Genomic DNA, 22,763 nt, shown 5'->3' with positions numbered 1-22,763 from the left:
GGAATGACGGAGCGTTGTTCGAGTTTCACCGACGAGCCGCTCCCCGGGACCGCGACCACCGAGACCGGCTGGCTGTGCATCGAGAACGAGTCCGGGTGGGGCCGCGACCCGTTCTCGGGCGAGACCTTCGCGCCGGAGGTGGGCGAGGCCGTCGAGCGGTTCGCGGAGTCCCGGGGCCTGCGGGTGCTGCTGATCCGCCGGCCCGGCCGCGCCGGGGGCTTCCGCGGGCGGATGCGGGTCTTCGTGGCGAACTCGGTGCCGGGGGAGACCGCGCTGCGGATGTTCACCGTGGCCGACTACGCGGAGATCCCCGCACTGCCCCTCGACGACCCGTCCGCGGGCGAGCCTGCGGGACCGATCGCCCTGGTGTGCACCAACGGCAAGCGCGACGTCTGCTGCGCCGTGCTCGGGCGGCCGATCGCGGCGTCGCTCGCGGGCTGTTACGCCGATCCGGTGGTGTGGGAGTGCTCCCACACCGGCGGGCACCGCTTCGCGCCCGTGCTCATCGTGCTGCCCGCCGGCCACACCTACGGCCGGGTCACCGGAGCGCAGGCGAAGGAGGCGCTCGACGCCGCACGCGCCGGCCTCGTCGCCACCGCCGGGCTCCGCGGCCGCTCGTCGATCCCGCCCGCCGAGCAGGCCGCCGAGGTCGCGGTCCGCGAGCTCCTCGGGCCCGTCGCGCCGGACGTCCTGCGCACCGGGTCCGACGGTGCCGCCGGTGACGGTACCGAGGTCACCGTCCGGCACGAGGACGGACGCGCGTGGACGATGACGGTGACGCCGGAGGACCTGCCGCCGCGGATGATGTCGTGCGGGAAGAAGCCCTCGCCCGCGCGGGCCTGGCGCGTTTCCGCGCGCATAGCGGACGGAAACTGACACCAATACCCGTAAGACTCGTGGGTATGACTGAGAAGACACCGGAAGCGGGCTCGTACGACGACCCCGAAATGCCGTGGAACACGCTGACCGAGGAGACCATCGGCGACTGGAACCGGAACGTGATCGCCGAGTTCCGGGCGAACGACGGCGTCGTCGGCGGCGCCTACGAGGGCGGAGCGCTCCTCCTGCTCACCACGACCGGCGCGAAGTCCGGGCGGCCGCACACCGTGCCGCTGGGACCGCTGCACCGCGGCGAGCAGATGTACGTCAGCTCCTTCATCGAGAAGTCCTACCCGGCGTGGTGGCACAACGCCCGCAAGACCCCCGAGGTCACCGTCGAGATGGGCGCGCGCACCGTCGCCGCGACGGCCCGCGTCCTCGAGGGGGAGGAGTACGCGGAGTTCGCCGCCTGGGCGCTCGCGGACAACCCCGACCTCGCGGCCTTCCAGGCGACCGTCGACCGTCCGATCCCGCTGGTGACGCTCACGCTGCACTGATGTGAGCGGAGTCACGCGGGGAGTTCGTCCCGTTTCGGGCGTATTCCCCCGATCCGAATATTCCATGTGGAGTATTCGGCGGGTAGCGTGACCGCCGAGCGTGCGATCGGAGGTGGGACATGGGTCGAGAACGGGCACTGACCCCGCTGGCGATCGCGGCGCTGGCCCTGCTCACCGAGCGGGACATGCACCCCTACGAGATGTTCACGACGATGACGGAGCGCCGCGAGGATCTCGTGGTCAAGCTCCGTGCCGGCTCCCTGTACCACTGCGTGAACCGGATGGCGGAGGACGGGCTGGTGACCGAGATCGGCACCGATCGCGACGGCAACCGCCCCGAGCGGACCACCTACGCGATCACCGCCGCGGGCCGGGAACGGTTGCAGGACACCGTCGCGGCTCTGCTCGCCGAGCCCGCCGAGGAGTACCCGAGCTTCCCGCTCGCCGTCTCCGAGGCGCACAACCTGGACCGCGACCGCGTGCGCGGGCTGTTCGCGGCGCGGCTGTCGCGCCTCGAGGCCGACGTGGCCGCGATGCGGGAGGGGCACGCCCGCGCCCTGGGGCACGCCGCCGAGGTGCACCTGCTCGACCTGGACTACCTGATCGCGATGCGCACCGCCGAGGCCGACTGGCTGCGGCGCACCGTCGAACGACTCGACGACGAGACCCTGGAATGGAAGGCGACCTGTCATGACGAATGACGCGACCGCGAAGCAGTACGACCCGGGCGCGCTGCCGGGCCTGCCGTCCGGCTACCGGCCCTGGCCCGCGCTGTGGGCGCTCGTCGTGGGCTTCTTCATGATCCTCGTGGACTCGACGATCGTCTCGGTCGCGACCGACGCGATCTGGATCGACCTCACGAACGGCACCGACCTCAACGGCGTCATCTGGGTGACCAGCGGTTACCTGCTGGCCTACGTGGTGCCGCTGCTGCTGGCCGGCCGCCTCGGCGACATGTACGGACCCAAGCGTTTGTACCTGGCCGGCCTCGTCGTCTTCACGCTGGCATCGGCCTGGTGCGGCCTCTCCGGCTCCATCGGCATGCTCATCGCGGCCCGCGTCGTGCAGGGCCTGGGCGCCGCGCTCATGACCCCGCAGACGATGGCCGTCATCACCCGCACCTTCCCGCCGAACAAGCGCGGCACCGCGATGGCGCTGTGGGGCTCCGTCGCCGGCGTCGCGATCCTCGTCGGCCCGCTGGCGGGCGGCGTGCTCGTCGATCGGCTCGGCTGGGAGTGGGTCTTCTTCGTCAACGTGCCCGTGGGCATCGCGGCCTTCATCGCCGCCGTGATCCTCGTGCCGAACCTGCCGACCCACAAGCACAAGCTCGACATCCCCGGCATCGTGCTCAGCGCGCTCGGCCTGTTCCTGCTCACCTTCGGTCTGCAGGAGGGGCAGAAGGAGGATTGGTCGGCCGGCATCTGGACGATGATCGTCGGCGGCCTCGCGCTGCTCGTCGCCTTCGTGTGGTGGCAGACCAAGGCGGCCGAGCCGCTCATGTCGCTGACCCTGTTCAAGGACCGGAACTTCTCGCTGGCCAACGCCGCGATCGCCTGCATGGGATTCTCCGTCACCGGCATGTCGATCCCGCTCATGCTCTTCGCGCAGAAGTCCATGGGGCTCACGCCCACTCGCTCGGCGCTGCTGCTCATCCCGCTCGCCGTGATCTCCGGGGCCCTGGCGGCTCCATCGGGCAAGCTGGCCGACAAGGTGCATCCCAAGTACCTCACCGGATTCGGCTTCGCTGCGAACGCGGCGGCCCTGTTCTGGCTGGCCTTCGTCGCGCACGACACCACGCCGGTGATCGGCATCCTGGCCCCGATCGGCCTCATGGGCGTCGGCAACGCCTTCATCTGGGGGCCGCTCGCCGCCACCGCGAACCGGAACCTGCCGCTGCCGCTCGCCGGCGCGGGGTCCGGCGTCTACAACATGACCCGGCAGGTGGGCGCGGTGCTCGGGAGCGCGGCGGTCGGCGTGCTCATGCAGCACGAGATCGAGGACAAGATCGCCGCCGCCACCGGCCACGCGCAGGGCGGCGGCGCGATGGCCACCGGTGCGCTGCCGCAGTTCCTGCGCGGCCCCTTCGCCGACGCCATGGGCTCGACGATCCTGTTGCCCGCCGCCGCGCTCGTCGTCGCCTTCGTGGTGGTGCAGTTCTTCGCGACGCCCACGCACCAGAAGGCCGCGGCGCAGAAGGTGCCCGCGGAGCAGGTCTAGGGGCGCGGCGCCAGGAGTTCGCCGAGGCGCGTGAGGTGGGCCGTCCAGGCTGCGCCCTCCGGCAGGGTCGACGGTGCGGCGGCCGCCAGCTGGGCGTGGCCCAGGTACAGCGCGACCGCCGCCACGGCGCTGCTGCGTGCCGCCGCCTCGTCGAGCCCGGCGGCGCGGTACAGCCCGGCGACGTGGTCGACGCGGCGCTCCGTGACCCGGGCGACCGCGGCGCCCACGCTCGGGTCGTCGACGGCCGCGAGCAGCGCCAGTTCGAGTGGCTCGCCGATGCTGCCGAAGACGATCTCCAACAGCTCCGCCAGGCGTTCGGGCGCTGCCGGTGCCGCGCTGGTGGCGGCGATGACGGCGTCGGTGTGCACCTTCTCCCACGTCTCCATCGTGCGATCCAGGAGCGCGCGCCGGTTCGAGAAGTGCCAGTAGAAGCTGCCCTTGGTCGCGCCGAGACGTTTCGCGAGGGGCTCGACCGCGGCCGCGTCGAGGCCCCCCTCGGCGATCGCCTGCAGCGCGGCGCCGGTCCAGTCGTCCGCGGTGAGTCGTCGTCGAGGGCTGGATCCGTCCATCACCGTACGGTACCGTATGGAAACCATACGCAACCGTACGGAGGTGTCCCGTGGCCGGTCGGATCCATAACGTGCACGAGCGGATCGTCGGGGCGCCGGCCTCGGTGCTCGCGCCGCTCCTGGACCGCCTCGGCGGCCCCGACGACGTCCTCTGGCCCGCGCCGGCGTGGGAACCGATGATCCTCGACGGACCGCCCGTCGTCGGCGCGGACGGCGGACACGGCCCCATCCGCTACCGGGTGGTGGACGCCGAACCGGGGCGTCGGATCCGCTTCGCCTTCCACTCCACACCGGGCATCACGGGACACCACGAGATCTCACTGGAACCCGTCGCCGACGGCCGTACTCGGGTGCGGCACGTCCTGGACTGCCGGACCGGGGGCGCCATGCGGATCCTGGGGCCGCTCCTCCTGGTGCCCCTCCACGACGCGGTGCTCGAGGACCTGCTCGACGACGCCGAGCTGGCCGCCACCGGTTCGGTCACGCGGCCGGCGCGATGGTCGGCGTGGGTGCGGATGCTCCGCACCGTCGATCTGCCCGCGGTCCGATCCGTCGACGTCCCGGCTGGCGCCGTGCTCGCCCGGCGCTCGCTCGCGGAACAGGCCGGGCGGCCCGGTGCCCTGGTGGACGCCTTCGCCGTACCGGTGTGGCGGGGATTCCCCACGGACCCGCAGGCCTGGGCCGATGCCACGTTCCGCGACCTGCCGGGCTGGGTGTGCGCGGCGTTCGCCGTACGGCAGGCCGTGGCGCTCCTGGTGGGCATCGACCGCGGGGAGCGGGAGGACTTCTTCGCGACGCGCGAGCGGTCCGAGACCGAGGTGCTGCTGGGCGGGGACCCCGGCCACCTGCGGTTCCGGGCCTCCGTCCTCGTGGCCGACGGTGCCGTGACCCTGACCACCGTCTCGGCGCCGTCGACCGCGAAGGGCCGGGCGTACCTCGCGGTGGTGCGCCGCGTGCACCCGGCCGTGATCCGCGCGATGCTGCGCCGCGCGCATCGGCGCGCGGCGCAGCAGGGGCGGATCGGGCTGGGCGTCAGCTGATCCGGCGGCGGTAGGCGAGCATCGCCCCGCCGTAGGCGACCACCAGGATTCCGGTGCACCAGGCGAGGGCCGAGACCAGGTCGCCGGTGTCGACCGGGCGCTCCGCCAGCAGGGCCGAGACGGTGTTCACGATCGAGGTCACCGGCTGGTTCTCGGCGAAGGCGCGCACCGGCCCGGGCATGGTGTCGGTGGGCACGAAGGCGGAGCTGATGAACGGCAGGAAGATCAGCGGGTAGGAGAACCCGGTCGCGCCGTCGACGGACTTCGCCGTCAGACCGACGGCCACCGCGATCCAGGTGAGCGCCAGAGTGAACAGCGCCAGTATGCCGGCGACGCCGAGCCAGGCGAGCGGGCCCGCCGAGGAGCGGAAGCCCATGATCAGCCCCACGCCGATGATGATCAGCACGGTGATCGCGTTGGCCACCATCGACGTGAGCACGTGCGCCCACAGAACCGACGAGCGCGCGATCGGCATCGACTGGAAGCGCTCGAAGATCCCGCCCTGCATGTCGTTGAACAGCCGCAGCGCGGTGTAGGCGATGCCGGAGGCGATGGCCATCAACAGGATTCCTGGCAGTAGGTAGTTCACGTAGTTCTCGTCGCCGGTGCTGCCCTTGATCGCCCCGCCGAAGACGTAGACGAACAGGAGCATCATTGCGATCGGCGTGATCGCGGTGGTGACGATGGTGTCGACGCTGCGGGTGATGTGCTTGAGCGAACGGCCCAGCAGTGCACTGGTATCGGAGACGGCGTAGCTGGTCATGATCGGTCCTCGGTCGTGGTGGGGGTGTCGGTGCGGGTTCCGGTGAGGGCGAGGAAGATCTCCTCGAGCGTGGGCTGCTTCTCGACGTACTCGACCTTCGCCGCCGGCAGCATCCGCTTGAGCTCGGCGAGTGTGCCGTCGGCGATGATCCGCCCGTCGCGCAGGATGGCGATCCGGTCGGCCAACTGCTCGGCCTCCTCCAGGTACTGGGTGGTCAGCAACACCGTCGTGCCGCGATCGGCGAGCTCCTTGACGATGTCCCACACGTCGATCCGGGCCTCCGGGTCGAGGCCGGTCGTGGGCTCGTCGAGGAAGATCACCGCGGGATCGCCGACCAGGCTCATGGCGATGTCGAGGCGCCGGCGCATGCCGCCCGAGTAGGTGCCGACCTTCCGGCCTCCGGCGTCGGTGAGGCGGAAGCGGCTCAGCAACTCGTCGGCGACGGCGCCGGGATCGCTCTGGTGCCGCAGCCGCGCCACGAGTACGAGGTTCTCGCGCCCGGTGAGGATCTCGTCGACGGCGGCGAACTGGCCGGTGAGACTGATGGATTCGCGTACCTGCTGCGCCTCGGAGGTCACGTCGTAGCCGTGCACGACGGCGCTGCCGGCATCGGGGCGCAGCAACGTCGACAGGATGCGGACCAGCGTCGTCTTGCCCGCGCCGTTCGCGCCGAGGAGGGCGAAGATGCTGCCGGGGACGACGGCGAAGTCGACGCCGCGGAGCACAGGCAGGTCGCCGTAGGACTTCTCGATGCCGCGGACCTCGATGGCCGCGGTGGTGGTGATGGTCATGGTGTTCTCCTGGTCGTCGGAGGCGCGCTCAGCGGGCGCGCCGGATGTCGATGTCGCCGAACTTGGCCCGTGCGCGCACCGCGACGTGGTCGCCGGTGGTGGAATCGGGGAGGCTCTCCTCCAGGTGGTTGCGGACGCGACCCTCCTTGGAGGACAGGTCGAGCCAGGCGGGGACGCCTTCTGCCACAGCGACGGTGAGCTTGCCGTAGCTGCTCTCCACGTCGACGACGCCGGCGGAGACCTCGTGCAGGGAGATGGCGCCGTAGGCGGTCTTCGCCGTGACGGACCCGGTGGAGCGGTCGATGTCGAGATCGCCGTAGGAGAGGTTGGCGTCGACGCCGCCCAGCGCCTCGCCGATGCGGATGCTGCCGTGGGAGGCCTTGAGCACGGCGTCGGCGGCGACGGAATCGATGCGGATCTGGCCGTGGTCGGCGGTGATCTCCGCCGAGCCGTCGACCGCGCGGGCCGTGGCGTTCCCGTGCCCGGCGCGCAGCCACAGGTCGCCCGTCGCATCCAGTTCGACCATGCCGGTGGTCGCCTTGATGCGGGTGGCGCCGAGGCGGCCCTCGGTGCGGACGCCGCCGACGGCGCTCTCGGCGGTGAACCGGGAGCCGGCCGGCAGCTCGACGGTGACGTCCACCGACTCGCTCGGGCCGAACAGGCTGAACTTCGGCTTGGGGCCGACCACGGTGAGCCGGGCACCGTCGAACTCGACGCGCGTGGCCTCGGCGGCGCGCCGGTCCGCCGCCTTGTCGGGAGAGCTGGGGGAGACGGTCACGACGGCGTCCGTGCGGTCGCTCGCGATCACGTCGATGTCGCCGACCTGCAGGTTGACTGCGAGGTCGATGGGCTCGGGGGTGGGGAAGACGGGCATGGTGGGACCTTTCGAAGGTGCGCTCGGCCGACCCCGCGGGGCGCGGGGTTCTCGTCGGGCTGTGCGGTTGTGGTGTGTTCGGAGGGGGATCGGGCGGGGAGGGGTCAGCGCGCCCAGCCGGCGAAGTCGTCGCCGGTGCGGAGCGCGCGCTGGGCGGTTCGTCGTCTGCGCGGGGCGAGCGCGGCCGCGACGGCCCGCACCAGCCAGGTGTTCACGGAGACGCCGTCGGCCGCGGCGGCCTCGTCGACCTGCGACTTGAGGACGTCCGGGAGGCGCAGTGTGGTGCGCGAGCTGCTGGTGTCGTCGAAGTCGACGCCGGTCGCGGTGGTCGCGTCCTCGTCCTGCTCCGCGCGCGCCGCGGCGACGACGAACTCGACGTCGCGGCCGCGCAGCCGCAGGTCGACGGAGCCGGGCACCAGGTCGCGGGTGATCTCGCCGGTCGCGGCGGACAGCGCGTCCAGCAGGACGAGTCGGGTGGCGGCGTCGAGGCCGGAGGCGAGGCGCTCCGCGGAGGCGCGGGCGTCGTCGACGCCGTTGTCCCCGGCGTCCGTGAAGTCGCGTTCGGCGGCGGCGATGAGCTGACGCTGGAGGTCGCTGACGAAGGGGGTGATGTCCATGGCGTCAACTATGACACCATCATGGTGTCACGTCAACAGCAATAGGCGAGAAACATGAGAATAGCCAGGTGAATCATGGTGTCACGGTGGTGTCCTATGGTGTGAAGCCGCCGCCCGGGCCGAAGGCGAGCTCGCCGAACCGGGTGCCGATCAGGGTGTGGGTGGGCCCGTCGGGGTGCAGTTCGTCGGGGAGCGGCAGGCGGGCGTAGTCCTCTGTGCCGTACAGGGCGCGGCCGTCGAGGAGGTGCAGGTTCGGGTCCTCGGCGGTCCGCTCCGCGACGATCCGCTCGAGCTCCTCCCGGATGACGGTCAGCGTGAGCTTTCCCGCGCGGACCTCGGCGGGATCCCCGGTGGCCTCGAAGCGCAGGCCGTCGGCCGACGGCACGGGCATCACCGGGCCGGGTGTGTGCTCCTGGATCGGGCAGAGGATGGGGGAGATCACGAGCAGCGGCGTTCTCGGGTGGCCGTCGCGGATCGTGTCGAGGAAGCCGTGCACGGCGGGGGTGAAGGCGCGCAGCCGCATCACGTCGGCGTTGACGACGTTGATGCCGAGCTTGAGGCTGATCAGGTCGGCCGGGGTGTCGCGGATCGCGCGGGCGACGAACGGATCGAGGAGCGCGCTGCCGCCGAAGCCGAGGTTGATCAGGTCGACGTCGGCGGCCGCCGCGGCGATCGCCGGCCACGTCCCGGTCGGATGAGTGGCGTTGGAACCGTGGCTGATCGAGCTGCCGTGGTGCAGCCAGAGGCGATCGCGGGGCGGCTGCGGGCTCACCGGGGCGTCCGTGCGCAGCGCGATCAGCTCCGTGATCTCGTTGTGGGGCAGCCAGATCTCGACGCCCTTCTCGCCCGCGGGCAGGTCCGCGAATCGCGCGGTGCCGGAAGGGCCCTCGGTGAGCTCGGCCTCCTGCGTCACCATGTCGATGACGGTGTCGACGTTCCCGCCCGGCACCGTCGTACGGGCGACCAGGCGGCCGTCCACGACGAGGTCGTAGACACCGTCGGGCAGCGGCGGGAGGCCGGCGTACGCGCGCTTGGTGGGCAGGGTCTCGAGCTCGATGACGGTGGCGGCGGTCCGGAGGACGAGGCGCACGCCCGAGGGCTGCGCCTCCGCGGAGGCGAGCCGCGCGTCGGGGATCCGGCGGCGGGCCTCGGCGGGGAGGCGGTGCGGAAGGGCGCCGCGGGCCGTCCGTTCGAGGTCGAGGTGGCCGCGCAGCACGGCCTCGTCGATCGGGGTGCTGATCAGGCTCGGGGCCACCGGCGGTCCTGTCGTCGGGAGTGAGAAACGCCCCGGACCTCGGGTGAGGTCCGGGGCGTTTCCGGGCTGCAGTAAAGGTTCTAGCGGCTGAACAGGAGGGCGCGCTTGACCTCCTGGATGGCCTTCGTCACCTGGATGCCGCGGGGGCACGCGTCGGTGCAGTTGAAGGTGGTGCGGCAGCGCCAGACACCGTCGACGCCGTTGAGGATCTCCAAGCGCTCGGCGGCGCCCTCGTCGCGGCTGTCGAAGATGAAGCGGTGCGCGTTCACGATGGCCGCGGGGCCGAAGTACGAGCCGTCCATCCAGTACACCGGGCAGCTGGTGGTGCAGCAGGCGCAGAGGATGCACTTGGTGGTGTCGTCGAAACGCTCGCGGTCCGTAGGGGACTGGATGCGCTCGCGGGTCGGCTCGTTGCCGGAGGTCATCAGGAAGGGCTTCACGGCGCGGAAGGCGTCGAAGAAGGGCTCCATGTCGACGACGAGGTCCTTCTCCACGGGCAGGCCGCGGATGGGCTCGACCGTGACGGTGATCTCCTTGCCCTCGACGAGGAAGTCCTTCATCAGCATCTTGCAGGCGAGGCGGTTGACGCCGTTGATGCGCATGGCGTCCGAGCCGCACACGCCGTGGGCGCAGGAGCGGCGGAAGGTCAGGGTGCCGTCGAGGTAGCCCTTGATGTACAGCAGCAGGTTCAGGAAGCGGTCCGAGGGGAGCGCGGGAACCCGGTAGCTCTGCCAGCCGGCCGCGTCCGGGTCCTCCGGGTTGAATCGGTAGACCTTGATCGTGACCATCGTGGAGCCGGGCGGAACGGGCGGCTGCACGGACGCGGGGGTGTCAACTGCGGCGGTCATCAGTACTTACGCTCCATCGGCTCGTAGCGGGTCTGCACGACGGGCTTGGTGTCGAGACGGATCCCGGACTCCAGGCCCTCGCCCTCCTTGTACGCCATGGTGTGCACCATGAAGTTCTCGTCGTCGCGGTTGGGGTAGTCCTCGCGGGCGTGGCCGCCGCGGGTCTCCTTGCGGTTGAGGGCGCCGACGACGGTGACCTCGGCCAGCTCGAGCAGGAAGCCCAGCTCGATGGCCTCGAGCAGGTCGCTGTTGAAGCGCGTGCCCTTGTCGGTGACGGTGACGTGCTCGTAGCGCTTCTTGAGGGCGCGGACGTCCTCGAGGGCCTGCGAGAGGGTCTTCTCGGTGCGGAAGACGGCGGCGTTGTTGTCCATCGTCTGCTGCAGCTCGGTGCGGATCGCCATGACGTTCTCGTTGCCGTGGTCGCTGAGCATCGAGGCGACCCACTTCTCGACCATCTCCGAGGGGTTCTCGGGCAGCGGCACGAAGTCGTGCGTCTTGGCGTACTCCGCGGCGGCGATGCCGGAGCGGCGGCCGAAGACGTTGATGTCGAGCAGCGAGTTGGTGCCGAGGCGGTTGGCGCCGTGCACGGAGACGCAGGCGCACTCGCCGGCGGCGTAGAGGCCGGGGACCACGTTCGTGTTGTCGCGCAGCACCTCACCGTGGATGTTGGTGGGGATGCCGCCCATGACGTAGTGGCAGGTGGGGTACACGGGCACGAGCTCGGTGACGGGGTCTACGCCGAGGTAGGTGCGCGAGAACTCCATGATGTCCGGCAGCTTGGCCATCAGGGTCTCCTCCGGGATGTGCGTGACATCCAGGAGCACGTAGTCCTTGTTCGGGCCGGCGCCGCGGCCCTCGAGAACCTCGAGCACCATCGAGCGGGCGACGATGTCGCGGGGCGCGAGGTCCTTGATGGTGGGGGCGTAGCGCTCCATGAAGCGCTCGCCGTCGACGTTGCGCAGGATGCCGCCCTCGCCGCGGACGCCCTCGGTGATGAGGATGCCCAGGCCCGCGAGGCCCGTCGGGTGGAACTGGTGGAACTCCATGTCCTCCAGGGGCAGGCCCTTGCGGAAGACGATGCCCATGCCGTCACCGGTGAGGGTGTGGGCGTTGGAGGTGGTCTTGTACATGCGGCCCGAGCCGCCGGTGGCGAAGATGATCGCCTTGGCGTGGAAGACGTGGATCTCGCCGGTGGACAGCTCGTACGCGACGGCGCCGGTGGCGACGGGCCCGTCCTCGGTCTCCGTCAGCGCGATGTCGAGGACGTAGAACTCGTTGAAGAACTCCACGTCGTGCTTGACGCAGTTCTGGTACAGCGTCTGCAGGATCATGTGGCCGGTGCGGTCCGCGGCGTAACAGGCGCGGCGCACGGGGGCCTTGCCGTGGTCACGGGTGTGGCCGCCGAAGCGGCGCTGGTCGATCTTGCCCTCGGGGGTGCGGTTGAAGGGCAGGCCCATCTTCTCCAGGTCGAGCACCGCGTCGATGGCCTCCTTGGCCATGATCTCCGCGGCGTCCTGGTCGACGATGTAGTCGCCGCCCTTGACCGTGTCGAAGGTGTGCCACTCCCAGTTGTCCTCCTCGACGTTGGCGAGGGAGGCGCACATGCCGCCCTGCGCCGCGCCGGTGTGGGAGCGGGTGGGGTAGAGCTTGGTGAGCACCGCGGTGCGGGCGCGGGGGCCGGCCTCGATGGCCGCGCGCATACCGGCGCCGCCGGCACCGATGATCACCACGTCGTAACGATGTTCCTGCATGATGCGGGTCAGTCCTTCCTGGCCGTTACTGGGCGGTGGGCACGGAGGCCGGTTCGAACGAGAGGAGCGCGTACGAGCCGAGGCCGACCACGAGGATCATCGACAGCACGAGCAGGGTCTTGAGCCAGAACCGCGTGCGGTCCTTGCGGGCGTAGTCGTCGATGATCACGCGCAGGCCGTTGCCGCCGTGCAGCTGGGCGAGCCACAGCATCGTGATGTCCCAGATCTGCCAGAAGGGGCTGGCCCAGCGCTGCGCGACGAAGGCGGCGCTGATCCGGTGCACGCCCTGGCTGTCCAGCGCGAGCATGATGAAGACGTGCCCGAAGACGAGCACCAGGAGGGCGATGCCCGAGAAGCGCATGAACAGCCAGGCGTACTTCTCGAAGTTGCCGGACGCCGGACGGTGCGGCGAGCGCGGGTTGTCGAGCGAGGCGGGGCGGTCGTACTGCTTGAGCAGCGTCTTGGCGAGCTTGGGTTCGTTCGCGGTAGTCATATCTCTGCGTCCCCCTATGCGTGCGAGATCATGATGTAGAGGAGACGCGCGGCCATTCCGGCGCCGGTGATGAGGAAGACCGTCCAGACGGCGATGGACATCGCCTTCTGGTACTGCACACCCTTGCTCCAGAAGTCCACGAGGATCACGCGGACGCCGTTGAGGGCGTGGAACAGGATGGCCATGACGAGGCCGATCTCGAGCAGACCGATGATCGGCGTCTTGTACGTCTTGATGATCGCGTCGTACGCCTCGGGATCGATGCGGATGACCGCGGTGTCGAGGACGTGGACGAACAGGAAGAAGAAGATGGTGACGCCGCTGATGCGGTGCAGCACCCAGTTCAACATGCCCGGATCGCCCTTGTAGAGGGAGACGCGGCGCGGCTCCTCGGCGGCCGCCACCTCGGTACTACTGCTCATCGAGTCCTGCCTTCGACATCGTTTCTTGGATACGGTCGAACGGAGGTCGGCGAAAGGACTCTGAGCCCTCGCGTCGGCGCCGTTCGCGACGTATACCTGAACCCACGCCTTGACCTTAAACCCACCGGAATGTGGAATCGAAACCACGGTCCCGATGTGTTGGGGCCGAACAGGTTTAGTTAGGTATGCCTGACCGAAATTGACCCGGAATCAACAAGCCTCCGGAAGGGAGTGATCGGCTGTGTCCTACATCGACTGGGAGGCATTGCGGCGCACCGCCGTCGACGCCATGGGGCACGCCTACGCGCCCTATTCGAAGTACCCCGTCGGGGCCGCCGCGCTGACGGACGACGGCCGCGTGGTGTCCGGATGCAATGTGGAGAATGTCTCATACGGACTGACCCTCTGCGCGGAGTGCGGCCTCGTGAGCGCGCTCCATTCCACGGGCGGCGGGCGACTGCTCGCCTTCACGTGCACCAACGCCAACGGCGACGTCCTGATGCCCTGCGGGCGGTGCCGCCAGCTCCTCTACGAACACGGCGGTGGCGAGCTCCTGATCGACCACCGCTCCGGCCCGGTGCCCCTGAGCCGGCTGCTGCCCGACGCCTTCGGGCCCGACGACCTCGACGAGGTCGCCCACGACGAGAAGAGGTAGACCACATGACCGAAGTGTTCGACGCCGTCTCCATCATCGCCGCCAAGCGCGACGGCAAGGCCCTCACCGACGGCCAGATCGACTGGGTGATCGACCGGTTCACCTCCGGCGAGGTCGCCGACTACCAGATGTCGGCGCTGGCCATGGCGATCTTCCTCAACGGCATGGACCGCCCCGAGATCGCGCGCTGGACCGCGGCCATGATTGCCAGCGGCGAGCGCATGGACTTCTCCGGCCTGCGCCGCGACGGCCGCCCGCTCGCCACCACGGACAAGCACTCGACCGGCGGCGTGGGCGACAAGATCACCCTGCCGCTGACCCCGCTCGTCGCGTCGTACGGCGTCGCCGTGCCGCAGCTCTCCGGCCGCGGCCTCGGCCACACCGGCGGCACCCTCGACAAGCTGGAGGCGATCCCCGGCTGGCGCGCCGACCTGACCAACGAGCAGATGTTCGACCAGCTCGAGAAGGTCGGCGGCGTGATCTGCGCGGCCGGATCCGGGCTCGCTCCGGCCGACAAGAAGCTCTACGCGCTGCGCGACGTCACCAGCACCGTCGAGGCCATCCCGCTGATCGCCAGCTCGATCATGAGCAAGAAGATCGCCGAGGGCACCGCCTCGCTCGTGCTCGACGTCAAGGTCGGCAAGGGCGCGTTCATGAAGGCCGCCGAGCAGGCGCGCGAGCTCGCCGAGACGATGGTCGCGCTCGGCCACGACTCGGGCGTGAACACCGTCGCGCTGCTCACGGACATGTCCACCCCGCTGGGCCGCACCGCGGGCAACGGCCTCGAGGTCGCCGAGTCGCTCGAGGTCCTGGCCGGCGGCGGACCGTCGGACGTGGTGGAGCTGACGCTCGCGCTCGCGCGGGAGATGCTCACCCTCGCCGGCGTCGACGCGGACCCCGCCGAGCACCTCGCCAACGGGAAGGCGATGGACAGCTGGAAGGCGATGATCGCGGCGCAGGGCGGCGACCCCGACGCGCCGCTGCCGGTCGCACAGCACACGCGCACCGTCGCCGCGCCCGCCTCGGGCGTGCTCACCGAGCTCGACGCGATGGGCGTCGGCATCGCCGCCTGGCGCCTGGGCGCGGGCCGCGAGCGCCAGGGCGAGCCCGTGCAGGCCGGGGCCGGGGTCACCTGGCACGCGACCGTCGGCGACCGGGTCGTCGAGGGCGAGCCGCTGTTCACCCTGCACACCGACACCCCGGAGAAGTTCGACGGTGCCGTCGCCGCCCTGGACGGCGCCGCCGTCATCGGCGAGTCCGCGGCGCCCCGCGGTTCGCTCGTGCTGGACCGGGTGACCGTCTAGGGATTCATGACGCGGACGGGGGCGCCCGCGAGATAGGCGCGGACGTCCTCGGCCGCGTCCGCGTAGAAGGTCCGGTACTGCTGCTCGGTGACGTAGCCGACGTGCCCGGTGAGGACGGAGTTCGGCAGGTCGCGGATCGGGTCGTCGGCGGGGAGCGGCTCGGTGTCGAAGACGTCGAGGGCGAGGCGGATGTCGCCCCTGCGCGCCGCCGCCGCTGCCGCCGGGGTGTCGAGGACGCCCGCCCGCGAGGTGTTGACGAGGAGTGCGCCCGGCTTCATCCGGGCGATGTCGGCGGCGCCGACGATGCCGCGCGAGCGCCCGGAGAGCACGTAGTGGATCGTGACCACGTCGGCGCGCGCGAACAGCTCCTCCTTGCTCACGGCCGTCGCCCCGACCTCGGCGGCCTTCTCTGCGTCGATGTTGCTCGACCAGGCGATCACCTCCGCCCCGAAGGCGTTCGCGACCCGGGCGACGCGCCGCCCGAGCCCGCCCAGGCCGACGATGCCGAAGGTGCTCTCGTGCAGTTCCTTCCCGACGGTGCTCTGCCACCGCCCGGCGCGGATGTTCGCGTCCTCGGCCGGCACGTGCCGCAGCGCCGCGAGGATCAGCGCCCAGGTGTGCTCGGCGGCAGCCGCGGGTCGGTACCCGGTGTGGCACACGGTGATCCCGAGTTCCGATGCGGCGGCGAGGTCGATCGCGGCGTTGCGGCGGCCCGTCGACACCAGGAGTCGCAGGTCCGGGAGGGAGCGGAGCGCCTCGGCGGGGAAGCGGGTGCGTTCCCGCATGGCGACGACCCCGTCGAACCCGGCCAACTGGCCGGCGACGTCGGTGAGCGGCTCCGTGAAGACGGTGACGTCGAGGCCGGAGAAGTCGCCGTACTCGCGGGAGACGTCCTGGTAGTCGTCGAGGATCGCGATGCGCATGGGTCTCAGGGTAGTGCGCGCGGGGCGGGTTCGACGGGGCGCTCGAGGTGGCCGTTCGTGGCGATCAGCATCGCGTCGAGGAAGCCCTGGAAACGCTCCAGCTCGGCCGCGGAGTAGCGCGCCATGACGGCGCCGACCTCGACGCCGAGCGGGCTGAAGAACTCGTCCGCGAGCGACTGGACCTCGGGGCCGCTGCGCAGCGTCACCACGCGGCGGTCGGCGTGCTCCCGGGTGCGGACGACGTGGCCGGCGCGCTCGAGCCGGTTCAGGACCGCGGTGGTGGCGGGGTGGGACCTGCCGATCCGCTCGCTCAGCCGGGCCGGCGAGATCGGCGTGCCGCTCTCCTCGGCGGACAGGATCTCGAGGAGGGCCTCGGCGTCGGTGGAGTGCAGGCCCAGCCAGGCTGCGAACTTGCGGCTGAGCTCGCGGAAGGTCGCGCCGTAGCTGCGCAGCGACTCGGCGAGCCGCTCCTGTTGACCCGGTTCGACCCGGTCGCTCATCTGCCCCTCCTGCGGTCGGCCCACGACGCCGACCCGTCTCGGTTGACAACCTACCGCGCCCGATCTAGTTTCTAGATGGAATTATTCCACAATGGAAGAAGGTTGCCATGGAAGGCTCGCCACAGGGTGTCGCCACGGGGGAAGTCGTGCCGACGCGGCGGCAGTGGATCGGCCTGCTGGCGATCGCGCTCGGCGTCGCGCTGATCGTCGTCGACACCACGATCGTCAATGTGATCAACCCGTCGATCATCGCCGACCTCGGAGCGGGATCCACTGCGGCGCAGTGGATCCAGGAGTCGTACGCGATCGTCTTCGCGGCGCTGCTCCTGGTCGTCGGTCGCGTCGCCGACATCCACGGAGCGCGCCGGGTGTTCACCGCGGGCGTCGTGGTCTTCGGCGTCAGCAGCATCGCGGCCGGGATCGCCCCGGGGACCGAGGTGCTCATCGTCGCGCGGTTCGTGCAGGGCGCCGGTGCTGCGATGATCCTGCCCACCTCGCTCGCGCTGCTCAACGCCACCTTCACCGGCAAGGCCCGCGGCCAGGCGTTCGCGATCTGGGGATCCACGATCGGGGCCGCAGCGGCCCTGGGGCCCTTGCTGGGCGGTTGGCTGGCCGAGCACTTCTCCTGGCGCTGGGCCTTCGGGATCAACGTGCCGCTGGCGGTGCTGATCATCGTCGGCGTCGTACTCTGCGTCGATCGCGCGCCGCGCGTCGCCGGGCGGTTGGACGCCCTCGGGGCGATCCTCTCCGTCGCCGGACTGGGTCTTCTCGCCTTCGGCCTGATCGAGGGCCGCACCTACGGATGGTGGACCGTCACCCGTCCGCTGGACGTCGCCGGCCGCCACTGGGCGAGCGGACCGTCGCCCGTGCTCGTCGCGCTCGTGCTGAGCGCGCTCGCGATGGCCGGCTTCGTCGCTCGACAGGTGCTGCTGCGCCGGCGCGGCGACGTGGACAAGGCCCTGATGGACCTGCGGCTGTTCTCGATCGCCTCGTTCCGCAACGGCAACGTCGCGACGCTCATCATCGGCGTCGGGGAGTTCGGCATCATCGCGGTCCTGCCCCTGTGGCTCCAATTCACGCTGGGCTACACCGCGATGCAGTCGGGCCTGCTCCTGGTCCCGATCGCCGTCGGCAGCTTCGTCGCCAGCGGTGCGAGCTTCGGCCTGGCGGACAAGAACGTCACGCCCCTCGCGATGCTGCGGCTGGGCCTGGCCTTCGAGGTCGTCGGCCTCGCCGGCCTCGCGTTCGTCGCCGCGACGGACACGAATTGGTGGGTGCTCTCGCTGGTCCTCGCGCTGTACGGCGTCGGCGTCGGCTTCGCGACCGCGCAGGTCACGAACGTCGTCCTCGCCGACGTGCCGGCGAGTGAGGACGGCCAGGCCGCGGGCATCCAGAGCGCGTTCCGGCAGCTCGGCTCCGCCCTGGGCATCGCGATCCTCACCACCGTGTTCTTCACCGCGCTGAGCTCGCGGTCGGAGACCTACCTGACCGACCATGGGATGGGTCCCGAGCAGGCTGACGCGCTGTCGGGCACGCTCGCGGACAGCGCCGGCGCCGCGATCGGCGGTTTCGCCGCCGATCCGTCTACCGCCGTCGTGGCGGACGCAGGCCGCAGCGCGATGACCGACGGCATCATGGTGGGCGGCTATGTCGCGGCGGCCTTCGTTCTGCTGGGCCTGGTCGCGTCCCTGGTGATCCTGCCGATGACCGGCGAGGTGGGCGACGACGACGGGAGCGGCGCGAAGGACGCCCGCCCGCACGTCGCCGCCTGATCCGGCGGAGGGTAGTGCTGGCACCACCCCGGATTCTCCGGCTGGGGCCAGGGACTCGCGCCCGCGGCGTGCATAGCGTCTACGGCATGATCGATTACGTGACCCCGTCCCCGGCGCAGTCCGAGCCCGCGCGCGGCGCGCTCGCCGCTCCACTCCGCGAGCCGCTGCGCTTCCTGACCACGTCCGCGCCCTGGCGCGGCCTGGCCTATTTCGCCGGATCGATGATCGTCGGGTGGGTGCTCTTCTTCCTCTACGTCGTGGTGGTGCTGCTGCCCTTCGCGCCGGCGTGGTCGTACGGGCTGGCGAAGCTGGAGCGCCTGCGGGTCACGTGGTTGGGGGCGCAGGCCATCGGAGACCCGCACCCGCCGGTGTCCGGCAACCTGTCCACCCGCGCGGGCGCACGGCTCGGCGAGCGCGCGACCTGGCGTGAGGTCGCCTACTCGCTGCTGCTGGCGGTGCTCACCCCGATCGTCTTCCTCGGCGCGGTGATCGGCTGGACGATCGGCGGCGGGCTCGTGATCGCGCCCTTCCTCGACGGCGAGGTCAACGTCATGGGCACGGCGATCGACAGTGTCGTCAGCCAGGCGATCTGGGGCGCGATCGGCGCGGTGATCTGTGCCGCGGGGCTCTACATCACGTACGCGGTCTCGGTCGCGCAGGCCGCCACCGCGCGCCTGTTGCTCGGTCCCACCGAGGAGGAGCTGCAGCGCCGCGTCAGCGTGCTCGAGGCCTCGCGGGGCGTGCTCGTCCACTCCTTCGAGGGCGAGCGTCGCCGGATCGAGCGCAACCTCCACGACGGCCCGCAGCAGGACCTCGCGAGCCTGTCGCTGCAGCTCGGCGAGCTGCAGCAGAGCCTGCCGGACACCGCCGACGAGGCCCTGCGCGGCCAGGTGTCCGAGGCGCAGGCCCGGCTCGAGCGCGCCATGGCGGGCCTGCGGGACACCGTCCGGGGCGTGCACCCGCAGGTGCTCGACGACGCCGGCGTCGAGGCCGCGTGCGCGGAGCTCGGCGGCGCGATCCGGGTGGACGTGACCGCGGGCGAGGGCTGGACGCCCGGCCGCCGCCTGCCCGCGGAGATCGAGCAGGCCATGTACTACACCGCCAGCGAGGCCGTCACCAACGCGATCAAGCACGGGGGCGCGAGCACGGTGCGGATCACGTTCGCGGCGGGCGCGCTCGGGGTGTCGATGACGGTGATGGACGACGGCACGGGCGGGGCGGATCCCGCCGGCGGTACGGGCCTGGCCGGGCTGATCGAGCGGGCCGAGTCCATCGGCGCGACGCTGACGGTGCTGAGCCCGCCCGGAGGTCCCACCACGCTCTACTGGGCGAAGGCGGTGTCGTAGGCTGCCCGCGATGCGGATCGTATCGCTGAGGACAAGGCACGTGCGGACGGAAGGCGGCTCGTCGTAGTGCGGATCCTGATAGCCGAAGACTCCGTGCTGCTGGCCGAGGGACTGCAGCGGATCGTCGAACGGGCCGGCCACGAGGTGGCCGGCCTGCTCGGCGATGCCGACGCGCTCCGAGCGATCGATCCCGGCACCGTCGACCTCGTCCTGACGGACGTCCGGATGCCGCCCGGCCACGGCGACGACGGACTACGGGCGGCGCTGGACCTGCGGGCCGGCCGCGCGGGCCTGCCGGTGCTGGTGCTGTCCCAGTACGTCGCCGCCGCGTACGCGCGGCGGTTGCTGGACTCCGGCGGCGGCGTGGGCTACCTGCTCAAGGAGCGGGTCGGGCGCGTGGACGACTTCCTCCGGGCTCTCGATACCGTCGCGAGCGGGGGAGTGGTGGTGGACCCAGAAGTGATCTCCAAGATGTTCACCCCGACGGTGCTCGACCGGCTCACGCCCCGCGAGGGCGAGGTGCTCGCGCTCATGGCGGAGGGCCGCAGCAATGCCGATATCGCTGCGGCGCTGGTGGTCTCGGACGCGGCGGTGGCCAAGCACGTGGCGAACATCTTCGCCAAGCTGGATCTGCCTCCGGAGGAGGGGAACCGCCGCGTCCGAGCCATCCTCACCTATCTCACGGAGCGATAGCCGCGCCGACCGTGTTACGCGCCGGTAGCCGGTACCTTGACCCTATGGCGAATCCCGTTGGCCCCACCCCCATCGACCTGCAGGCCCTGCGCCGCGCGCCCAAGGTGCTGCTCCACGACCATCTCGACGGCGGGCTGCGTCCCGCCACCGTCCTCGAGTTGGCCGCGGAGACCGGCTATGCGAACCTCCCCGCCACCACCGAGCCCGAGCTGGCCCCGTGGTTCCGGGACGCCGCGGACTCCGGCTCGCTGGTGAAGTACCTGGAGACCTTCGAGCACACCGTCGGCGTGATGCAGACGCCCGAGGCGCTGGCCCGCGTGGCGCGCGAGTGCGCGGAAGATCTCGCGGCCGACGGCGTGGTCTACGCCGAGGTGCGGTTCGCGCCCGAGCAGCACCTGGAGGGCGGGCTGTCGCTCGACGAGGTGATGGAGGCCGTGCTCGCGGGCTTCGCCTCGGGCGAGTCGGCGGCGCGCACCGCGGGCCGTCCGATCGTGGTGCGCTGCCTCGTGACCGCGATGCGGCACGCGGCCCGCTCGCGTGAGATCGCGGAGCTGACGGTGCGCTGGCGCGACCGCGGCGCCGTCGGCTTCGACATCGCCGGCGCGGAGGCGGGCTTCCCGCCCAGCCGCCACCTCGACGCGTTCGAGTACATGCGGGACCACTCCGCCCCCTTCACCATCCACGCGGGCGAGGCCTTCGGGCTGCCGTCCATCCACGAGGCGCTGGCCTTCTGCGGCTGCGACCGCCTGGGCCACGGCGTCCGCATCGTCGACGACATCGCGGGCGTCGAGCCGGGATCCACCGACTTCTCCGGCGCGGTCCTCGGCCGGGTCGCAGCGCGGGTGCGGGACGCGCGGATCCCGTTGGAGCTGTGCCCCAGCTCCAACGTGCAGACCGGCGCGGTCGCCTCGATGGAGGAGCATCCCTTCAACCTGCTGGCGCAGTTGCGTTTCCGCGTCACCGTCAACACCGACAACCGGCTCATGAGCGACACCACGATGAGCGCGGAGATGCTCAAGCTGGTCGAGACCTTCGGCTACGGCTGGACGGACCTGCAGCGCTTCACCATCAACGCGATGAAGTCGGCGTTCCTGCCCTTCGACGAGCGGCTCGCGATCATCGACGAGGTGATCAAGCCCGGTTTCGCGGTGCTGATCGGCTGACGCCGGGGTGCCCCGCGGCGGTGGCGCCGCGGGGTCCGGTCACTTGGAGGTGAGCCGGTCCTCGAAGTCGTGCTCGAGCGCCCGCCACGCCTCGGCCTCGTTGTCGAACGGGCCCGACGGGGCCAGCCGGCGCGGCTGCGGGTCGAGCGCGTAGGAGACGAAGAAGCCCAGCGGAGTGGTGGGGCGCAGCGCTTCCCGCACCGAGGCGTCGTCCGCGAAGTCGGCCGAGTCCAGCAGCAGCTCCACCGCGAGGTCCAGCTGATCGCGGTCGATGCGCCGCGGACCGTCGGCGATGTCCTCGCCGATCCCGGGCAGCACGTAGACGTTGTCGTCGTAGACCTCGATCTCCAGCGAGCCGTCGGTCGCGGCCACGCGCACCTCGTCGAAGGTGGAGACCGACGAGAGGTCGGTGTCGTCGTCGTCCGCGAGGTACCGGGCCAGCGCGCCCTCGGAGTCGAAGACGTAGATCTTGCCCTTGCGGCCCAGGAAGACCGGGCTGTCGTCGAGGTAGCAGCGCAGCGTGTAGTACTCGCCCGTGGAGGTGATGATCTTGATCGGGTCGATGCCGACCTGACCCCAGAAGGAATCGTCATCCTCCTCGTCCTCGAAGTCCTCGTCGGCGCTCTTCGCGAGCGTCACCCCGTCGTCGGCGCCGGCTTCGTCGCCCTCGTACTCGTCGTCGTCCTCGTCCAGGTCGTCGGTGTCGAGACCCGGCACGTCGTCGAGGTCGTCGTCGAGGTCGTCGTCCAGATCCGCTGCGTCGGCGGCGAGCGCGGCGGCCTTCTCCTCGGCCTCCGCGAGCTCCTGCTCGGCGGCCTCGGTGAGGGTGGCGGACACCTTCGGCGCGCTGACGACGCCCTCGATCGCGTCGATCACGTCGTCCCACTTGCGGCTGATGATCTGGCCGACCTTGTGCCACATCTCCGCGCCCTCGCGGCCCTCGAAGTTGCGGGTGCCGATGCGCACGGTGCCCAGCACCGGGTTGCCGTTGAAGAACTTGGTGACGTCGATCAGCTCGCACACCTCGCCGATGAGGCCGACGATCTCGAGGGTGTCCTCGAGCTCGGCGATCACCTCGGGGGTGGGCTCCTCGGCGGCGAGTTCCGGCACCGAGATCAGGTCGAAGCTACGGTCGTCACGCGGGACGAAGGCCTCCGCCGGCAGGGTGGTCAGGGCCTCCCAGGCCGGGTGGTCGTCCAGGTCGTTCGCCTTGCCGCTGCGGGCGAAGGCGACCAACTCGGCGACCGACGAGAAGCCGTACAGATCCTCGTCGAGGCCCAGGAAGGCCTCCCATTCGTCCTCCCCGTCACGCCACCGCGGTGCCCACAGGGTGTACACCGGGCCGTCGGTGAGGCCGAGCTCGATCGGGACGATGTCAGACGCCATGGCGC

24 protein-coding genes are annotated in these 22,763 nt (G+C 70.9%); 11 read left to right on the top strand and 13 right to left on the bottom strand.

Annotation, left to right across the window (positions count from 1 at the left end; translation table 11 throughout):
* The first annotated feature begins 3 nt into the window (after window positions 1-3).
* The 4 genes from WFK95_RS15670 (at window position 4) to WFK95_RS15655 (ending at window position 3,593) form a co-directional block, all read left to right on the top strand.
* Window positions 4-876, top strand: coding sequence for a sucrase ferredoxin (locus tag WFK95_RS15670; protein ID WP_336671215.1), 873 nt, complete (start codon window positions 4-6; stop codon window positions 874-876).
* Window positions 877-902: 26 nt separating this feature from the next.
* On the top strand, window positions 903-1,376 hold the full coding sequence (locus WFK95_RS15665) for a nitroreductase/quinone reductase family protein (protein ID WP_336671214.1): 474 nt from the start codon (window positions 903-905) through the stop codon (window positions 1,374-1,376).
* A 119-nt stretch (window positions 1,377-1,495) separates the two neighbouring features.
* The gene (locus WFK95_RS15660; protein ID WP_336671213.1) at window positions 1,496-2,077 is read left to right on the top strand and encodes a PadR family transcriptional regulator; all 582 of its coding nucleotides are present in this window, start codon (window positions 1,496-1,498) and stop codon (window positions 2,075-2,077) included.
* Window positions 2,067-3,593 (top strand): DHA2 family efflux MFS transporter permease subunit, encoded by a 1,527-nt coding sequence (locus tag WFK95_RS15655; RefSeq protein WP_336671212.1) that lies wholly within the window; start codon window positions 2,067-2,069, stop codon window positions 3,591-3,593. The genes WFK95_RS15660 and WFK95_RS15655 overlap by 11 nt, the downstream gene beginning before the upstream one ends.
* Here WFK95_RS15655 and WFK95_RS15650 read toward each other — a convergent pair.
* Window positions 3,590-4,162: a TetR/AcrR family transcriptional regulator gene (locus WFK95_RS15650; RefSeq protein WP_336671211.1), complete on the bottom strand. Its 573-nt coding sequence runs from the start codon at window positions 4,160-4,162 to the stop codon at window positions 3,590-3,592. The two genes, WFK95_RS15655 and WFK95_RS15650, sit on opposite strands and share 4 nt — an antisense overlap.
* A gap of 71 nt (window positions 4,163-4,233) precedes the next feature.
* Here WFK95_RS15650 and WFK95_RS15645 point away from each other — a divergent pair, with 71 nt between their 5' ends.
* On the top strand, window positions 4,234-5,202 hold the full coding sequence (locus WFK95_RS15645; protein WP_336671210.1) for a DUF2867 domain-containing protein: 969 nt from the start codon (window positions 4,234-4,236) through the stop codon (window positions 5,200-5,202).
* Here WFK95_RS15645 and WFK95_RS15640 read toward each other — a convergent pair.
* The 9 genes from WFK95_RS15640 to sdhC all read right to left on the bottom strand — a co-directional run bounded on the left by WFK95_RS15640 (window position 5,195) and on the right by sdhC (window position 13,016).
* Complete coding sequence (locus tag WFK95_RS15640; RefSeq protein ID WP_336671209.1) at window positions 5,195-5,965, bottom strand: ABC transporter permease; 771 nt, start codon at window positions 5,963-5,965, stop codon at window positions 5,195-5,197. The two genes, WFK95_RS15645 and WFK95_RS15640, sit on opposite strands and share 8 nt — an antisense overlap.
* On the bottom strand, window positions 5,962-6,756 hold the full coding sequence (locus tag WFK95_RS15635; RefSeq protein WP_336671208.1) for an ABC transporter ATP-binding protein: 795 nt from the start codon (window positions 6,754-6,756) through the stop codon (window positions 5,962-5,964). The genes WFK95_RS15640 and WFK95_RS15635 overlap by 4 nt, the downstream gene beginning before the upstream one ends.
* A 28-nt stretch (window positions 6,757-6,784) precedes the next feature.
* Window positions 6,785-7,630 carry a DUF4097 family beta strand repeat-containing protein gene (locus WFK95_RS15630; RefSeq protein ID WP_224649050.1) on the bottom strand — a complete coding sequence of 282 codons (846 nt, stop codon included), beginning with the start codon at window positions 7,628-7,630 and terminating at the stop codon, window positions 6,785-6,787.
* A gap of 104 nt (window positions 7,631-7,734) precedes the next feature.
* Window positions 7,735-8,247: a histidine kinase gene (locus WFK95_RS15625; RefSeq protein ID WP_336671207.1), complete on the bottom strand. Its 513-nt coding sequence runs from the start codon at window positions 8,245-8,247 to the stop codon at window positions 7,735-7,737.
* 94 nt (window positions 8,248-8,341) lie between these two features.
* Window positions 8,342-9,502, bottom strand: a complete 1,161-nt coding sequence (locus WFK95_RS15620; RefSeq protein ID WP_336671206.1) for an SGNH/GDSL hydrolase family protein — start codon at window positions 9,500-9,502, stop codon at window positions 8,342-8,344.
* An 80-nt stretch (window positions 9,503-9,582) separates the two neighbouring features.
* The gene (locus tag WFK95_RS15615; RefSeq protein WP_224649069.1) at window positions 9,583-10,350 is read right to left on the bottom strand and encodes a succinate dehydrogenase iron-sulfur subunit; all 768 of its coding nucleotides are present in this window, start codon (window positions 10,348-10,350) and stop codon (window positions 9,583-9,585) included.
* Window positions 10,350-12,101, bottom strand: coding sequence for a succinate dehydrogenase flavoprotein subunit (gene sdhA / locus WFK95_RS15610; protein WP_224649071.1), 1,752 nt, complete (start codon window positions 12,099-12,101; stop codon window positions 10,350-10,352). The genes WFK95_RS15615 and sdhA overlap by 1 nt, the downstream gene beginning before the upstream one ends.
* 25 nt (window positions 12,102-12,126) lie before the next feature.
* Window positions 12,127-12,594 carry a succinate dehydrogenase hydrophobic membrane anchor subunit gene (locus tag WFK95_RS15605; protein WP_068522412.1) on the bottom strand — a complete coding sequence of 156 codons (468 nt, stop codon included), beginning with the start codon at window positions 12,592-12,594 and terminating at the stop codon, window positions 12,127-12,129.
* Window positions 12,595-12,608: 14 nt separating this feature from the next.
* Window positions 12,609-13,016 carry a succinate dehydrogenase, cytochrome b556 subunit gene (gene sdhC, locus WFK95_RS15600; RefSeq protein WP_068741624.1) on the bottom strand — a complete coding sequence of 136 codons (408 nt, stop codon included), beginning with the start codon at window positions 13,014-13,016 and terminating at the stop codon, window positions 12,609-12,611.
* 241 nt (window positions 13,017-13,257) lie between these two features.
* Between sdhC and WFK95_RS15595 the strand changes: the two genes are divergently transcribed.
* Window positions 13,258-13,671, top strand: coding sequence for a cytidine deaminase (locus WFK95_RS15595; RefSeq protein WP_224649073.1), 414 nt, complete (start codon window positions 13,258-13,260; stop codon window positions 13,669-13,671).
* Window positions 13,672-13,676: 5 nt separating this feature from the next.
* On the top strand, window positions 13,677-14,975 hold the full coding sequence (locus tag WFK95_RS15590; RefSeq protein WP_224649076.1) for a thymidine phosphorylase: 1,299 nt from the start codon (window positions 13,677-13,679) through the stop codon (window positions 14,973-14,975).
* On the opposite strand, the gene WFK95_RS15585 is transcribed toward WFK95_RS15590, so the two are convergent.
* The gene (locus WFK95_RS15585; protein WP_224649078.1) at window positions 14,972-15,898 is read right to left on the bottom strand and encodes a D-2-hydroxyacid dehydrogenase family protein; all 927 of its coding nucleotides are present in this window, start codon (window positions 15,896-15,898) and stop codon (window positions 14,972-14,974) included. The genes WFK95_RS15590 and WFK95_RS15585 overlap by 4 nt on opposite strands.
* 5 nt (window positions 15,899-15,903) lie before the next feature.
* Window positions 15,904-16,398: a MarR family winged helix-turn-helix transcriptional regulator gene (locus tag WFK95_RS15580; RefSeq protein WP_224649080.1), complete on the bottom strand. Its 495-nt coding sequence runs from the start codon at window positions 16,396-16,398 to the stop codon at window positions 15,904-15,906.
* A gap of 107 nt (window positions 16,399-16,505) precedes the next feature.
* On the opposite strand from WFK95_RS15580, the gene WFK95_RS15575 reads away from it, so the two are divergent.
* The 4 genes from WFK95_RS15575 to WFK95_RS15560 all read left to right on the top strand — a co-directional run bounded on the left by WFK95_RS15575 (window position 16,506) and on the right by WFK95_RS15560 (window position 21,372).
* Window positions 16,506-18,170 (top strand): DHA2 family efflux MFS transporter permease subunit, encoded by a 1,665-nt coding sequence (locus WFK95_RS15575; protein ID WP_336671205.1) that lies wholly within the window; start codon window positions 16,506-16,508, stop codon window positions 18,168-18,170.
* An 86-nt stretch (window positions 18,171-18,256) separates the two neighbouring features.
* The gene (locus WFK95_RS15570; protein ID WP_224649085.1) at window positions 18,257-19,516 is read left to right on the top strand and encodes a sensor histidine kinase; all 1,260 of its coding nucleotides are present in this window, start codon (window positions 18,257-18,259) and stop codon (window positions 19,514-19,516) included.
* 66 nt (window positions 19,517-19,582) lie between these two features.
* The gene (locus WFK95_RS15565; RefSeq protein ID WP_224649087.1) at window positions 19,583-20,209 is read left to right on the top strand and encodes a response regulator; all 627 of its coding nucleotides are present in this window, start codon (window positions 19,583-19,585) and stop codon (window positions 20,207-20,209) included.
* A 44-nt stretch (window positions 20,210-20,253) separates the two neighbouring features.
* A complete protein-coding gene (locus tag WFK95_RS15560; RefSeq protein WP_336671204.1) occupies window positions 20,254-21,372 on the top strand; it encodes an adenosine deaminase in 1,119 nt (372 codons plus the stop codon).
* 39 nt (window positions 21,373-21,411) lie between these two features.
* Here WFK95_RS15560 and WFK95_RS15555 read toward each other — a convergent pair whose 3' ends face one another.
* Complete coding sequence (locus WFK95_RS15555) at window positions 21,412-22,758, bottom strand: primosomal protein (RefSeq protein WP_336671203.1); 1,347 nt, start codon at window positions 22,756-22,758, stop codon at window positions 21,412-21,414.
* Between the last annotated feature and the right edge of the window lie 5 nt (window positions 22,759-22,763).

Source organism: Tsukamurella sp. USMM236 (assembly GCF_037148755.1).
Lineage (GTDB): Bacteria > Actinomycetota > Actinomycetes > Mycobacteriales > Mycobacteriaceae > Tsukamurella.
This window is presented reverse-complemented; position numbering and strand designations above follow the sequence as displayed.

What these genes read in the sequence shown, in the direction of transcription:
- WFK95_RS15570 (WP_224649085.1), top strand. Translation starts at nt 18,257, where the DNA reads ATGATCGATTACGTGACCCCGTCCCCGGCGCAGTCCGAGCCCGCGCGC.
- WFK95_RS15660 (WP_336671213.1), top strand. Translation starts at nt 1,496, where the DNA reads ATGGGTCGAGAACGGGCACTGACCCCGCTGGCGATCGCGGCGCTGGCC.
- WFK95_RS15665 (WP_336671214.1), top strand. Translation starts at nt 903, where the DNA reads ATGACTGAGAAGACACCGGAAGCGGGCTCGTACGACGACCCCGAAATG.
- WFK95_RS15585 (WP_224649078.1), bottom strand. Translation starts at nt 15,898, where the DNA reads ATGCGCATCGCGATCCTCGACGACTACCAGGACGTCTCCCGCGAGTAC.
- WFK95_RS15605 (WP_068522412.1), bottom strand. Translation starts at nt 12,594, where the DNA reads ATGACTACCGCGAACGAACCCAAGCTCGCCAAGACGCTGCTCAAGCAG.
- WFK95_RS15635 (WP_336671208.1), bottom strand. Translation starts at nt 6,756, where the DNA reads ATGACCATCACCACCACCGCGGCCATCGAGGTCCGCGGCATCGAGAAG.
- WFK95_RS15575 (WP_336671205.1), top strand. Translation starts at nt 16,506, where the DNA reads ATGGAAGGCTCGCCACAGGGTGTCGCCACGGGGGAAGTCGTGCCGACG.
- WFK95_RS15640 (WP_336671209.1), bottom strand. Translation starts at nt 5,965, where the DNA reads ATGACCAGCTACGCCGTCTCCGATACCAGTGCACTGCTGGGCCGTTCG.
- WFK95_RS15655 (WP_336671212.1), top strand. Translation starts at nt 2,067, where the DNA reads ATGACGAATGACGCGACCGCGAAGCAGTACGACCCGGGCGCGCTGCCG.
- WFK95_RS15670 (WP_336671215.1), top strand. Translation starts at nt 4, where the DNA reads ATGACGGAGCGTTGTTCGAGTTTCACCGACGAGCCGCTCCCCGGGACC.
- WFK95_RS15555 (WP_336671203.1), bottom strand. Translation starts at nt 22,758, where the DNA reads ATGGCGTCTGACATCGTCCCGATCGAGCTCGGCCTCACCGACGGCCCG.
- WFK95_RS15625 (WP_336671207.1), bottom strand. Translation starts at nt 8,247, where the DNA reads ATGGACATCACCCCCTTCGTCAGCGACCTCCAGCGTCAGCTCATCGCC.
- WFK95_RS15580 (WP_224649080.1), bottom strand. Translation starts at nt 16,398, where the DNA reads ATGAGCGACCGGGTCGAACCGGGTCAACAGGAGCGGCTCGCCGAGTCG.
- sdhC (WP_068741624.1), bottom strand. Translation starts at nt 13,016, where the DNA reads ATGAGCAGTAGTACCGAGGTGGCGGCCGCCGAGGAGCCGCGCCGCGTC.
- WFK95_RS15590 (WP_224649076.1), top strand. Translation starts at nt 13,677, where the DNA reads ATGACCGAAGTGTTCGACGCCGTCTCCATCATCGCCGCCAAGCGCGAC.
- WFK95_RS15630 (WP_224649050.1), bottom strand. Translation starts at nt 7,630, where the DNA reads ATGCCCGTCTTCCCCACCCCCGAGCCCATCGACCTCGCAGTCAACCTG.
- WFK95_RS15560 (WP_336671204.1), top strand. Translation starts at nt 20,254, where the DNA reads ATGGCGAATCCCGTTGGCCCCACCCCCATCGACCTGCAGGCCCTGCGC.
- WFK95_RS15615 (WP_224649069.1), bottom strand. Translation starts at nt 10,350, where the DNA reads ATGACCGCCGCAGTTGACACCCCCGCGTCCGTGCAGCCGCCCGTTCCG.
- sdhA (WP_224649071.1), bottom strand. Translation starts at nt 12,101, where the DNA reads ATGCAGGAACATCGTTACGACGTGGTGATCATCGGTGCCGGCGGCGCC.
- WFK95_RS15650 (WP_336671211.1), bottom strand. Translation starts at nt 4,162, where the DNA reads ATGGACGGATCCAGCCCTCGACGACGACTCACCGCGGACGACTGGACC.